This window comes from Jeongeupia sp. HS-3 (assembly GCF_015140455.1).
GTDB lineage: Bacteria > Pseudomonadota > Gammaproteobacteria > Burkholderiales > Chitinibacteraceae > Jeongeupia.
Map to the genome: position 1 here is coordinate 2,833,874 of NZ_AP024094.1, position 13,397 is coordinate 2,847,270.

13 protein-coding genes are annotated in these 13,397 nt (G+C 59.6%); 10 read left to right on the top strand and 3 right to left on the bottom strand.

Annotation, left to right across the window (positions count from 1 at the left end; all coding sequences use genetic code 11):
* The first annotated feature begins 4 nt into the window (after positions 1–4).
* From JLC71_RS13585 to JLC71_RS13625, 9 genes are all read left to right on the top strand, one after another.
* Positions 5–1,165 carry a glycosyltransferase family 9 protein gene (locus tag JLC71_RS13585; protein ID WP_200915983.1) on the top strand — a complete coding sequence of 387 codons (1,161 nt, stop codon included), beginning with the start codon at positions 5–7 and terminating at the stop codon, positions 1,163–1,165.
* 80 nt (positions 1,166–1,245) lie between these two features.
* Positions 1,246–2,337, top strand: coding sequence for a glycosyltransferase family 9 protein (locus JLC71_RS13590; protein ID WP_200915984.1), 1,092 nt, complete (start codon positions 1,246–1,248; stop codon positions 2,335–2,337).
* Between the two features lie 14 nt (positions 2,338–2,351).
* The gene (locus JLC71_RS13595) at positions 2,352–3,701 is read left to right on the top strand and encodes an O-antigen ligase family protein (RefSeq protein WP_200915985.1); all 1,350 of its coding nucleotides are present in this window, start codon (positions 2,352–2,354) and stop codon (positions 3,699–3,701) included.
* A complete protein-coding gene (locus tag JLC71_RS13600) occupies positions 3,698–4,723 on the top strand; it encodes a glycosyltransferase family 9 protein (RefSeq protein WP_200915986.1) in 1,026 nt (341 codons plus the stop codon). The genes JLC71_RS13595 and JLC71_RS13600 overlap by 4 nt, the downstream gene beginning before the upstream one ends.
* Positions 4,724–4,788: 65 nt before the next feature.
* Positions 4,789–5,949 (top strand): homoserine O-succinyltransferase MetX, encoded by a 1,161-nt coding sequence (metX, locus tag JLC71_RS13605; RefSeq protein ID WP_200915987.1) that lies wholly within the window; start codon positions 4,789–4,791, stop codon positions 5,947–5,949.
* Positions 5,946–6,596, top strand: coding sequence for a methionine biosynthesis protein MetW (gene metW / locus JLC71_RS13610; RefSeq protein WP_200915988.1), 651 nt, complete (start codon positions 5,946–5,948; stop codon positions 6,594–6,596). The genes metX and metW overlap by 4 nt, the downstream gene beginning before the upstream one ends.
* A gap of 3 nt (positions 6,597–6,599) precedes the next feature.
* Complete coding sequence (locus JLC71_RS13615) at positions 6,600–7,292, top strand: glycoside hydrolase family 16 protein (RefSeq protein ID WP_200915989.1); 693 nt, start codon at positions 6,600–6,602, stop codon at positions 7,290–7,292.
* Between the two features lie 47 nt (positions 7,293–7,339).
* The gene (locus JLC71_RS13620; protein WP_236250900.1) at positions 7,340–8,311 is read left to right on the top strand and encodes a Gfo/Idh/MocA family protein; all 972 of its coding nucleotides are present in this window, start codon (positions 7,340–7,342) and stop codon (positions 8,309–8,311) included.
* A 152-nt stretch (positions 8,312–8,463) separates the two neighbouring features.
* Positions 8,464–9,597 (top strand): M14 family metallopeptidase, encoded by a 1,134-nt coding sequence (locus JLC71_RS13625; protein ID WP_200915990.1) that lies wholly within the window; start codon positions 8,464–8,466, stop codon positions 9,595–9,597.
* Positions 9,598–9,610: 13 nt separating this feature from the next.
* Here JLC71_RS13625 and JLC71_RS13630 read toward each other — a convergent pair whose 3' ends face one another.
* The gene (locus tag JLC71_RS13630) at positions 9,611–9,859 is read right to left on the bottom strand and encodes a hypothetical protein (protein ID WP_200915991.1); all 249 of its coding nucleotides are present in this window, start codon (positions 9,857–9,859) and stop codon (positions 9,611–9,613) included.
* A gap of 174 nt (positions 9,860–10,033) precedes the next feature.
* Entirely contained in the window at positions 10,034–10,966 is a 933-nt protein-coding gene (gene cysK / locus JLC71_RS13635; protein ID WP_200915992.1) for a cysteine synthase A, read from the bottom strand.
* A gap of 97 nt (positions 10,967–11,063) precedes the next feature.
* On the opposite strand from cysK, the gene JLC71_RS13640 reads away from it, so the two are divergent.
* Positions 11,064–12,278 carry a multifunctional CCA addition/repair protein gene (locus tag JLC71_RS13640; RefSeq protein ID WP_200915993.1) on the top strand — a complete coding sequence of 405 codons (1,215 nt, stop codon included), beginning with the start codon at positions 11,064–11,066 and terminating at the stop codon, positions 12,276–12,278.
* On the opposite strand, the gene JLC71_RS13645 is transcribed toward JLC71_RS13640, so the two are convergent.
* Positions 12,275–13,342 carry a tetratricopeptide repeat protein gene (locus JLC71_RS13645; RefSeq protein WP_200915994.1) on the bottom strand — a complete coding sequence of 356 codons (1,068 nt, stop codon included), beginning with the start codon at positions 13,340–13,342 and terminating at the stop codon, positions 12,275–12,277. The two genes, JLC71_RS13640 and JLC71_RS13645, sit on opposite strands and share 4 nt — an antisense overlap.
* Positions 13,343–13,397: the final 55 nt, after the last annotated feature.

The following is a 13,397-nucleotide window of genomic DNA, read 5'->3' on the forward strand; positions in this document are numbered from 1 at the left end:
TCTAATGCGTCTGAAATTGAGGCAAAGGCTAGCCATTGCCTTGGCAAAGAGGTTGAAGCGGCGACTACCACAGCCTGATCCTGCCGAGCTTGGGACAGATAAAATCCACCGGATTCTTGCGATTTCATCAACTGCAATTGGCGATCTGTTGATGAGTACCGCAGGTATGAGCAGCTTGCGTTTGGGTTATCCCAATGCGCACATTGATGCGCTAGTTCCGCCGCTTTACACCGCATTGCTCGCCAACAACCCCGATATTGACGATATTATCGGCTACGACAACCGCTGGAAAACGTTTTGTCGTACCGTATGGACGCTCAGAAAAAAACATTACGACATGGTCGTGGTTTTGCACGGCAACGAGCCTCAAATTACACCGCTGACCGTATTTATCGAAGCGCGCTGGCGTTTTAAACTTCCAAATGACTTTCCTCATCGCTACTTGCTGAGCAATTCCGAAGTGGTCTATCAATGGCATGATTTTTCCCACGGAATTGATCAACGTCTGGCCGTGGCAAGATTAGCAGGCGGGCTGCCAAGAAACCATGAAATGACACTGCACATTTCACCAGAAACACAAGCAGCACTGGATCAACACCTTGTTGAAGAGTTTGATATCGATCCATTCGCACCACTTGTAGCATTTCAAATTGGCGCATCAACACGCGAGCGTTGCTGGCGGCCTGAACGTTTTGCCGAGTTAGGGCATCGCCTACTCAAGCAAGATTCCGCATTGAAAATCATCCTTACCGGATCGCCCGCCGAATACGCGCTGCTAAATAGCGTGGCAAAAATGCTAGGGGAGCCTGACCGAGTACTTGTCTCGGCAGGCCAATTTCCTTTGTCAAGTCTACCGGCACTGTTGCGCCGCTGCCAAATATTGGTCACCCCTGATACCGGAATCATGCATATGGCAATCGCGGTAGGAACACCAACCGTCAGCCTGTTTGCGTCAGCAGATGCGACGCGCTCCGGTCCAACTGTTTCGCCAGAAAAGCATATCGTGATTCAAAAATGGCGAACCTGTAATCCTTGTTTTGAACGGCGCTGTAAATACGCCAATTCCATATGTATGGATAATATAACTGTTGATGAAGTCTATGCTGCATGCTTACAACATTTGAACATCAATCACAGGCGTGATCGTGATGAGCGGTCAATTTAAATACCTGCTTCGGTTTATTTTATGCCTTCCATTTTGATGCCATCAACACGTATGCAAATTTTTGCAAAGGCGCGTTAACGATGATTTACTGGCTATTGACTCGGCTTTGCCTGCCTTTATTGCGAATGATGCAACGCCCGCCATCATTGGAGCCGCAACGTATACTCATCGTGCAGACGGCAAAAATTGGCGACATGATCTGCACCTTGCCTGTTCTGCAAGCATTGCGCTCACGCTTTCCTAGCGCAGAAATTACCATGATGCATCATCCTTCGACTACGTCACTTCTTGAGTGCGACAGCCGAATCGATGTTTGCTGGCCCGTTGATTCCCGAGCTTGGCATAAGCTCATCGCGAAAATAAAAATGATTCAAGAGCTGCGCCGCAGGCAGCTCGACTGGATTGTGGTGATGAGTCCCAACTTATCTTGGATGTGGATGCCCATTTGGGCTGGGATTACACGCCGCATTGGTGTAACGCCTGATTGTGGGCGATCCATGCTGCGAGCTGAAAGCTTACACACGGATTATCTTCGGCACCAACGAGAAAAATTGCTTCTCTCCGAGTGGCAAACATTATTGGCACGGCTTGGCGTGACGATGACGCTGGATAAAATCGTTCAACCATCCAGTCAGCCCCCGGCCATTGTGACACGTTTGCCTGATGCCCCCCTGATTGGTATCGGCATTAGTGCAGCCAACAAGCTGAAAGAATTAGGTGAAGATAAATTGCGTGAAGTCATTGTACTTTTAATCGCACAAACTAATGCCTCTATCGTTCTAATCGGTGGCGCTGATGATTCACCGCTGGCGCAGCGCTTGATGGATGTCGACGCGCCACAAAAATTGATCGATGCCACGGGAAAAACCACGCTGGCCGAACTGCCATGGCTGCTGACGCGTTTGTCGGCCTACCTGACGGTTGACTCCGGAATCGCTTATTTGGCTGATGCCTGTGGCATTCCCGTGGTGTTGGTTGCCGGGCCGACCGATCCCGCGGAGCAACGTCCTTTGCATCCTGATTCACGTTTCATCATCCGCACACCTTCGTGCTATCCGTGCAGCCGGGTGTTCCGGACCCGCGCAGAATGTTGGACCGGAACACGTGAATGTATTACCGATGTTTCTGCCGAAGAAATGGTAGACAATCTCAAGAAATTGCTACTTCATTGATGGTGTGCATCGACATGTGGGACAAACGGAAGATTCATAATGGCGCCTTTATGGCGTTGTTTTCTGTGTATTTTTTGATATTATCTGTTCCGCATACGGTAGCACTGCGCTATTTGTTAGCGGGATTGATGCTGTTGTGGGGCTTAAGCAATCGCAATTTGCGGGAAAGTACTTTCATGCTTTCTTCCTCATGGCCGGCTCGTGGCCTGCTATTGTTTACCGCATGGATCATCGTGCAGATGATGTTTGTTGAACGAAGTCGAGATGTTCTCAGCGAAATCACGGGGCAGTGGCTGCCCGCGCTCGCGGCTTTTTATTTTGGTGGCATGGCCGCGACTTCCGCGGGCGATGAGCGCAAAGCGCTGCGGTGGTTATTCTGGCTGTTGCTGATTGGACTATTGGTGATCAATGGCGATTATTTTTTGCAAATTTTCATGAACCCTGGAAAGATTGATTTATTTGGATCAAGTTATCCTTTGTTTGATAATGGCCAAATATTATTGAGCCGGTTAATGAGCAGCAAGGTACAGATCTCGTTGTTTTCTTCGATGGGGGCTATCTTTGCACTGTCAGTGTTGTTATCTGGCCTGAACAATCGTAGTTCTTGGAAATCTACAGGTACTTTGGGGGTGACTGTACTTTTAGTACTTGCCATTTTAGCCAATGTTTTTGCTGGTGCGCGTAATGGTATGTTAGGTATCGCTGGATCATTGCTATCGTGTATGGCGATTGTGCTATTTTTTAATCATTCTCTTTCCAAGAAAAAACGCTTGTTGACCGCTGGTGTGATGCTGCTTGTTTTGGTGGGCGCGGTCTTTCTCCTTTACAAGAGTGACCCTAGATGGCAGCGCGTTGCAGGGTCTGTAGAAATGGGTATGCATCCGGATAAATATCTGGCCTGGACAGATCTGGGAAAAACACCGTATCCAGTGCTGGCAAGCGGCGAACCAATCGAGATTTCAGCATTTGAACGTATGGCGTTTTTTAGTGCAGGTGTACAATTTTCCAAAGAAACACCGCTAGGCGTTGGTTATTCGCGCGAAGCATTTATGTGGCAAGTTGACAAGCATTACGGCGGGCGTCCACGCCATGCACATAGTGGATTTGCCGAGTATCTCACTGGGACAGGCGTCCCTGGCGTGCTTATCTGGTATGGTGCGATGTTACTTGCCGTTGTGATGGCATGGCGTAGTTTGCGCCGACATTTTGATTCGGTTGGTCTTTTCTGCGTGTTATTGCCCAGTGGCTATATGGCTAGAACGGTGGTCGAGAATATATCACGCGATCACATGCTGCTGCTTTTTATGGCCATGTTCGGATTCTCTATTTGTTTGCTGATGAATAAGAAAATGCGTCCGGTATGAAAGTTTTATTGATCCGTCGTGACAATATCGGTGATTTGATCTGTACTACGCCGTTGTTGATCGCTTTGCGCGAACGCTATCCGGATGCGCAGCTCGATTTATACGTCAACAGCTACAACGCGCCGGTGATCAAAGGTCACTACTTGGTTAATACCGTTTATGTTTATACCAAGCTCAAGCACCGAGATTTGGATACATCCGCCTTCGCCGCGCTGATGAGTCGCTTCAAAGTGCTCTGGCGGATGCGCTGCCAACGCTACGATCTCGTGATTCTCGCTGGCCAAGCTGGGGTAATCCGGATGCTGGCTACAGCGCGCCGACTGGGCGCTGGGCGCATTATCGGTTTTACTGGCCCATACGCGATGTCAGCACGGCCGAGTGAAACTTTCATCGCCCGTCCTGAAGCCACGGAACATGAAGTGCTCAGTAATTTCCGGTTGCTCGCGCCGCTTGGTATCACCGGTTCGCCGCCACAGGCAACGATTGCGCTTGATCCGGCGCTTTGCGCTGGTATCCGGCAAAAACTTGAAACATCTGACGGGTTCTCACGGGTTCGAGGGCTAACGGCGATCCACATCAGTGCACGTAAACCGTCGCAACGCTGGCCGGTTGAGAGCTGGGTTGCGCTAATCAACGTATTGGCGGCGCAAGGTGAGGGCTTATTGCTGTTTTGGTCACCCGGAGTCGCCGATGATGCGCATCATCCTGGTGACGATGCCAAGGCCGCCGAGATCATCGCGGCGTTGCCTGCTGATGTGCCGTTGTTCGCCTGCCCGACCCGGCAGCTTGATGAGCTGATCGCTGGGCTGTCGCTGGCGCGGCGCGTGGTGTGTAGTGACGGCGGCGCGATGCATGTTGCTGCAGCACTCGGAAAACCGATCGTTTGTTTCTTTGGCCAGAGCGACCCGCGTGTCTGGCATCCGTGGGGTGTTGCCCACTGCGTGCTGCAGGCGCCGAGCTGTGATGTTGCCGATGTTCCGGTCGACGAAGCTCTCGCGGCGCTGGCGAGCCTGTCGCACTAACTGCACTAGCCGCGCGGTGTCGCTCTGGTTAGACTCGAATCTTTGCCGAATACTGAACTCGCCCCATGAGTGATCGCCATTCCGTCGGCATCGTCACCCCGCAAACAGCGGTGTTCGACGCGCCGATCCAGCTCGCGAGCGGCGCCACCCTGCCGCGCTTCGAGCTTGTTTACGAGACCTACGGCACGCTCAATGCCGATGCGTCCAATGCCATCCTGATTTGTCATGCGCTGTCGGGCCATCATCACGTCGCCGGGCGTCATCACCCCGACGACAAGGCCCCGGGCTGGTGGGACACGATGATCGGGCCGGGCAAGCCGATCGATACCGATCGTTTCTTCGTCATCGGCGTCAACAACCTCGGTGGCTGTCATGGCTCGACCGGGCCGTCGAGCATAGATCCTGAAACGGGCGAACCGTATGGTTCGCGCTTTCCGGTGCTGCTGGTCGCCGACTGGGTGAAAACGCAGGCGATGCTGGCCGACCGGCTCGGCATTCGCCAGTTCGCCGCCATCATCGGCGGCAGCCTCGGCGGCATGCAGGCGCTGCGCTGGACGATTACCTATCCGGAACGCATTCGCCACGCCCTGGTGATCGCCTCGGCGCCGAAGCTGACCGCGCAGAACATCGCCTTCAACGACGTCGCCCGCCAGGCCATCATCACCGACCCCGATTTCCATGGTGGCGATTTCTACCGCTACAACACCGTGCCACGGCGCGGTTTGCGGCTGGCGCGGATGCTCGGCCACATCACCTATCTGAGTGACGACGGCATGGGCGAGAAATTCGGCCGGATGCTGCGCAGCGGCGAGTACAAATTCGGCTACGACGTCGAGTTCGAGATCGAATCCTATCTGCGCTATCAGGGCGACAAGTTCTCCGATGCGTTCGACGCCAATACCTATCTGTTGATGACCAAGGCGCTCGATTACTTCGACCCGGCCCGCCATTACGGCGGCGATCTGGCCGAGGCGATGCGCCAGGCGCAGGCGAAGTTTCTGGTGGTGTCGTTCACCACCGACTGGCGCTTTGCACCCGATCGTTCGCGCGAGATCGTCAAGGCGCTGCTCGACGCCAAAAAGGACGTCAGCTACGCCGAAATCGAATCGGCGCACGGCCACGATGCCTTCCTGATGGAGGACGCACCGTATCAGGCCTTGATGCGCGGTTACCTGCTGCGCATTGCTGACGAAGTAAACCCGTTGCCGCTGGAGGCCCGAGCATGAGCAAGGCCATCAAACCGGCTAAGGCTAATCCGGTCGCGAACAACTTCGAGCTGCGCCCCGACCTCAACCAGATCAGCCACTGGATTGCCCGTGGTTCGCGCGTGCTCGACCTCGGCTGCGGCGACGGCGCGCTGCTGTCGTGGCTCGCCGACAACAAGGACGTGCGCGGCTACGGGGTCGAGATCGACGTCGACGGCGTGGTGGCGTGCATCTCGCGCGGCGTGAACGTGATCCAGAGCAACCTCGAAGTCGGGCTGGCCCAGTTCGAGGATGACAGCTTCGACTATGTGGTGCTGTCGCTGACGATCCAGGCGATGCACAACATCGAAGGCATCCTGCGCGAAATGGCCCGCGTCGGCCGGACCGGCATCGTCACTTTCCCGAACTTCGGCTACTGGGAAAACCGCTGGCAGATCCTCAAGGGCCGGATGCCGGTATCCGAGACGATTCCCTACGACTGGTACAACACGCCGAACATCCATTTCTGCACCGTCAACGATTTCGATCAGCTCCTGGTCAAGATCGGCATGAAGAACACCGGCCGGGTCGTGCTCGCCAACGGCAAGCGGGTGGAGTTCATGCCCAATCTGTTCGGCAACCTGGCCTTGGTGCGCTTCGAACAGCAGCGCGACGCGCTCAAGGACTGAGCGATGCGCATCTGGCTGGCGCTGCTGTGTGCGGCCTTGCTGGCCGGTTGCGCCGGGCCGCAGCTCGGCAAGTTCATCTGGTTGTCGCAGCAGCGCCAGGGCGGGCCCGGGCCGAATCGTTTCGATACCCGCAACGTCTGGCACGACGAGCAGGGGCGTTTGCATCTGGCCGTCGTCAAGCGCGGTGGCCAATGGACCTGTGCCGAGGCGGTACTCGGTCAGGCGCTCGGCTTCGGGCGCTACGAGTTCGAAATCGAACGGCTACCGGATCTGGATCCGAATCTCGTGCTGGGTTTCTTCAATTACCCGAGTTACGGCAACGCCGTCGACGGTACGAACGAGATCGATATCGAGTTCGCCCACTGGGGCAATCCGGCCCATCCGCGCGGTAACTTTACCGTTTGGCCGGCCGATCCGGCCTTCAGCAAGCAACGCGGCCACCATGCATTCGCGCTGCCGGCGCAGGATGGGCCGGTGCTCCTCGTCTTCGACTGGCAATCCGACCACATCGATTTCGAGGCGACTCAGGGCCAGACCGTATTGGCACGCTGGCGCTACGCGCCGGACAATCCCAGGGCGATGATCCCGCAACGGCCGCTGCCGGTGATGATCAACTACTGGCTGTTCGAAGGCCGCGCGCCGACCTCGACGCCGCCCGAGATCGTCGTCAACGCCTTCCGCTACACGCCTCGTTAATCGCTACTGCGCGGCTTGGCCATTCCCGAACCATTCAGGAGATCCAGATGATCCGTTGGGGCATACTCGGTTGCGGCAACATCGCCCACCGCTTTGCGCAAGGGCTGGCCCATGTCGCCGATGCGACGCTGGCCGCGGTGTGGAACCGCAATACCGGCAAGGCCGATGCCTTCGTGCGCGAATTCGGCGGTAACGCCTACGCCAGCCTTGAAGGGCTGCTGAAAAGCGATGTTGACGCCGTCTACATCGCCACGCCGCACACCAGCCACGCACAGCTGGCGATCAAGGCGCTCGCCGCCGGCAAGCATGTGCTGTGCGAAAAGCCGGCCGCGATCAACGCCGCCGAGCTGGAAACCGTGCTCGCCGCCGCGCGCGAACACGGCAAGCTGTTCATGGAGGCGATGAAGCCGCCGTTCTACCCGCTGTACCGCAAGCTGCGCGATCACCTCGCCGCCGATCCGGTCGGCCCGGTCGGTTTCGTGCGCGCCGGCTTCGCCAACCCGGGCGTGCCGGCGGATCACATGCTGTGGAATCCGGACATGGCCGGTGGCAGCCTGCTCGATATCGGCATCTACAGCGCCTTTCTCGCGGTCGACTGGCTCGGCGCCAGCCGCGAGGTGCAGGTACTGGGCCGGCTCAGCGATGGGGTCGACGGCTTTGCCAGCGTCAACGCCTTGCATGAACGCGGCGGCATTGCCCAGCTCTATAGCGGGCTCGATCTCTCGGGCAGCGGCGAAGCGCTGCTGTCCGGCCCCGACGGCCACGTGCTCATCCATGAAAAATGGTGGAACCCGGTCCGCGCGACCATCCACTATCGCGACGGCCGTAAAATCGAGCTCGAAGCGGCCATGAGCGGCAGCGGCCTCAACTATGAAACCGCGCATTTCTGCGCGTTGATCCGGGACGGGCTGCTGGAAAGCCCGATCCTGCCGCACGCGCATTCGCGTGCCATGATTGAACTCGTCGACGCCGCCCGCGCCGGTCTGGGTCTGGTTTACCCGTTCGAGGTCGACGCTTAAAGCAGCGAACAAAACCCAGCTGGCTGTGCTCGCTTGTCGTACTTGCTTGTACTGTCTGCGCTTCGGACCCTAAAGGACCCCTTGTCAGCACCGCTAACGCTGGGTTTTGTTCGCTGCTCTTCTACTAAGGTGGTTTTGCCAAGGAGTCCCGCATGATCCGCATTAGCAGCCATTTCGATTCCGGTTCGATCGATGTCATCGACGCGACCGATCCGGCGAACATCCGTCTGGCGCTGCGGCCCGACAACGCATCACCGTTCAGGCAGTGGTTCCATTTCCGGGTATCAAACGCCAAGGATAGCGACTGCACGCTGGCGATCGAAAACGCCGCCGACTCGGCGTATCCGGATGGTTGGCCCGATTATCGGGCGGTCGCCTCCTACGATAGAGAAAACTGGTTCCGCGTACCGACGACGTTCGACGGCAGGGCGCTGACGATTTCACACACGCCGCGCCATGACGCGGTCTGGTACGCCTACTTCGAGCCGTATTCGTGGGAGCGCCACCAGCAGTTGCTCGGCGGCGCGCTCGAAGCATCGCCGTGGGTCGAGTTGCTGCCGCTCGGCGTGACTCCGGATGGCCACGATTTCGATGCGCTGAAAATCGGCGTCGATACCCCGGGCAAGAAGAAGATCTGGCTGATCGCGCGCCAGCATCCCGGCGAAAGCATGGCCGAATGGTTCGCCGAAGGCTTTCTGGAAGCACTGCTCGACAGCCAGAACGCGCTCGGTCGCGCCTTGCTGGAAAAAGCGGTGTTCTACGTCGTGCCGAACATGAATCCCGATGGCAGCGTGCGCGGCAATTTGCGCACCAATGCGCTGGGGGCGAACCTGAACCGCGAATGGGCGACGCCGACGCTGGCGCGCAGCCCCGAAGTGCTGTGGGTACGGCAATTAATGAATGAGGTCGGCGTCGATGCCTTCCTCGACGTCCACGGCGACGAATCGATCCCGCACAACTTCGTTTCCGGTTGTGATGACATCCCGTCTTTCTCGGCCAAACAGCGCGATTTGCAAGCCGCGTTCAATCAGGCATGGCTGATCGCCAACCCGGATTTCCAGACCACGCACGGTTACGAAAACGGCAAGTTCGGCCCGGATACGCTGACGATCGCGACCAAATGGGTCGGCGAGACCTTCGGCTGCCTGGCGTTCACGATCGAGATGCCGTTCAAGGACACCGCCGATCGGCCGGTGCCCGATGTGGGCTGGAATGGCGAACGGAGCCGCCAGTTTGGTGCGTCGGTATTGGCGCCGCTGTGGGCGGTGGTCGACGTATTGCGTTGATGGCCGGGGGACGCTAAACCTTCAGCGAGATCGAGCGGGCCTGCGCGCTGTCGGTGGCGCGCCGGCCATCGCGGCGCCTGTCTTGCGAGCCGCGGGTGTCGAGCAGCGCCTGCTGCGCGCTCAAGCGCCGGTCATCACCATCGCGGCGGTCTTCGCCAGAACGGCGTTCGATGCCGTTCCAGCCACCTGTGCGATGGCGCGGCGGCTCGGGCAGGGCACGGTATTCGTGTGCCAGTATCCGGTCGACGGGATCGGTACGCAAGACGGGATGCTCGTAACCGAGTGGTGAAACGGCGGCCAAAACAGGATTCCTGCTGGAGGTGGATTTACATCCAGTATCGGTTGTAAGTGCCAAACCTTGAGAGCAAGCCCACCCGGCGGTGCCGGGCGGTATCGGGTAGCAGAACCTGTTTCAGCCGCCTGACGGCATGGCTTGCTAGTCGGTCAGGCCTTCAAACAGCTTGGTCGACAGATAACGTTCGCCGAACGACGGAATGATCACCGCAATCAGCTTGCCGGCGTTCTCCGGCCGCTTGGCGACCTCGATCGCCGCCCAGGTCGCGGCGCCGGCCGAGATGCCGCAGAGGATGCCTTCCTGCCTCGCCATCGCCCTTGCGGTGGCAAAGGCGTCGTCATTGCTGACGCGGATCACCTCATCGTACGAATGCGTGTTCAGCACCGCCGGGATGAAACCGGCGCCGATGCCCTGGATCGGGTGCGGGCCTTTGGCGCCGCCCGACAGCACCGGGCTGGCGTCGGGCTCGATCGCGATCGCCTGGAACGACGGCTTGCGCGCCTTGAGCACTTCGGACACGCCGGTGATCGTGCCGCCGGTGCCGACCCCGGCGATCAGGATGTCGATCTGCCCGTCGGTATCGTTCCACAGCTCCTCGGCCGTGGTCTTGCGGTGGATTTCCGGATTGGCCGGGTTCTCGAACTGCTGCGGCATGAAGTGGTTGGCATTGGCCTCGACGATGGCCTTGGCCTTGGCGATCGCGCCGCCCATGCCGTCGGGGCCCGGGGTCAGCACCAGCTCGGCACCGTAGCCGCGCAACAGCGCGCGGCGCTCCTTCGACATCGTTTCGGGCATCGTCAGCGTGAGCTTGTAGCCGCGCGCCGCACACACCATCGCCAGACCGATGCCGGTATTGCCCGAGGTCGGCTCGACAATCGTGGTGTCGGCATTGATCAGGCCGGCGGCTTCGGCCGCATCGATCATGCTCACGGCGATCCGGTCTTTCACCGAATGGCTCGGGTTCATGTATTCGAGCTTGGCGACGATGGTCGCGCCGCAGCCGGCGGTGACACGGTTGAGTTTGACGAGCGGCGTATTGCCGATCAGTGCGGTCACGTCGTTGGCGATCTTCATGGCGGTGTCCCTGTCGGATGGAGTAACCCAAAGATTGTAGCCGCAGCACGCACAGTCGTTACAATCCAAGGCTGATAAGCAAATAATCCCGGACGCTATGCAGATCTACAAAGTGGGCGGTGCGGTGCGCGATCGGCTGTTGAATCTCCCGGTCAAGGACACCGATTGGGTGGTGGTCGGTACAACGGCCGGCGAGATGGAGGCACTGGGCTACCGTGCCGTCGGCAAGGATTTTCCGGTATTCCTGCACCCGAAAACGCAGGAGGAATACGCGCTCGCGCGCACCGAGCGCAAATCCGGCCACGGCTACAAGGGCTTTACGGTGTTCGCCGATCCGGGCGTGACGCTGGAAGAAGACCTCGCCCGCCGCGATCTGACCGTCAACGCGATGGCCGAGGACGAGCACGGCACGGTGATCGATCCGTTCAACGGCCAGGCCGATCTGGCGGCGCGGCTGCTGCGGCATGTGTCGCCGGCCTTTGTCGAAGACCCGGTGCGCATCCTCCGCCTCGCCCGCTTTGCCGCGCGCTTCGGCTTCGATGTCGCACCCGAAACGATGGACCTGATGCGGCAAATGGTCGACGCCGGCGAGGCCGATCATCTGGTTGCCGAGCGCGTGTGGCAGGAACTGGCCAAGGGCTTGATGACCGATACGCCGAGCCGGATGTTCACGGTGCTGCGCGAAGCGGGCGCGCTGGCAAGGGTGGCGCCGGAACTGGACGCGCTCTGGGGCGTGCCGCAACGCGCCGATTACCACCCGGAAGTCGATACCGGCGTGCATGTGATGATGGTGCTCGATTACGCGGCAGCGCAGCACTGGCCGTTGACGGTGCGCTTTGCCGCGTTGTGCCACGATCTGGGCAAGCCGCTGACGCCAAACGATGTGCTGCCGAGTCATCACGGCCACGAAGGGCGCGGCGTGAAGATTGTTGAGGCGCTGTGCGAGCGGCTGCGCGTGCCGGCCGAGTGCCGCGATCTGGCGGTGATGGTCTGTCGCGATCACACCCATGTGCATCGGGCCCGCGAGCTGCGCGCCGATACCACGCTGGAGCTGTTCACGCGCTGCGACGCGTTTCGCAAGCCGGCGCGCTTCGACGAATTCCTCGACGCCTGTCTGGCCGACGCCCGTGGCCGGCTGAACTTCGAGGCTTGCGACTATCCGCAGCCGGCCTGGCTGCGTCTGCAGCTCGCCGCCGCCAGCGCCGTCAACGCCGGCGAGATTGCTCAGGCGTGCGAGGACAAGGCGAAGATTCCGCTGGCGGTGCGCGCGGCGCGAATCCGTGCGATCGAGGCGGCCAGGGCTGCGGCCTAGACGGCGGCTTCGAGGGCGGCGATTTTCGCGCTGAGTTGGGCGATGGCCTCAACGCGGTCGGCGGCGCTGTCGCGGTGTTGCAGCGTTTCCAGAATGGCGAAGTGCCGCTGCCAGTGGGCGAACTCGGCCTGGGTGTCGCCGACGGCCGCACTGGCCTGCGCCAGTACGCTGTGGCACTGCGCCTGCAGATACGGCGACGGTATCCATTTGGCGCCTTCGAGCGCGCGGCGCAGATAGTGGTCGGCCGCGTGCGGCTCGGCCAGTGCCAGACAGGTTTCGCCCAGCGCGATCAGATTGACGACCTTGCCCCAGTGATTGTTGGCGCTGCCGTTGAGCGAGAGCGAGCGCTCGAACTGCTGCCGCGCCTCGGCCGGCTTGCCCTGGCGCTTGAGCAGATAGCCACGGTAGTAGTAGAGCTCGGCCTCGAACTCGCAAAACCCCAGTCGCGACAGCAAGGCCTCGGCTTCGGCGAGTTCGGCCACGGCGGCGGCATCGTCGCCACCGCGGTAGTGGTAGGCGGCGATATTGATATGCAGCCCGAAGCGGTAATCGAGGCGTTCGATCTGCGGCAATTCGCGCCGCGCACGCGCGAACATCGCCGCGGTCTGCACCGGTGCGTCGAGCATGAAATACAACTTGGCCATGCCCAGATAGCCGAGCAGTCGCGCCAGCGGCGGCCCGTCGGCGAGACCGCGGGCCAGCAATGCCAGCCAGTGCGGCTCGGCTTGCTGATAGTGGCCGGCGCCGTATTGGGATTCGGCGGCGATATGCGTGGCCTCGCTCCACAGCAGCGTGTCGCCGAGCGAGTCGGCCAGCGCGGTGGCGGCGAGACTGGCGGTGTAGGCATCGTCACGGTGCGGCAGCGCGTGGGCGGCGCGGGCACGGATCAACCAGGCGCGCGCCTCGCCCTCGCGGTAATGCAAGGCGCTGGCGCGTTGCTGCGCTTGGCCGGCCAAGGCCGCCGCCTCGAGCGAGTGCGAATACATCAGCGTGACGGCAACGGCGAGGGTTTGATCGATTTCGGCGCGCAGATTGAATGTGCGAAGAGGCAGCGGTGCCGACATGAGTGAGGAGGGGTCAGAAAAGGAGGCCGATCATAGTCAGCGTCAGCCTTGTCCG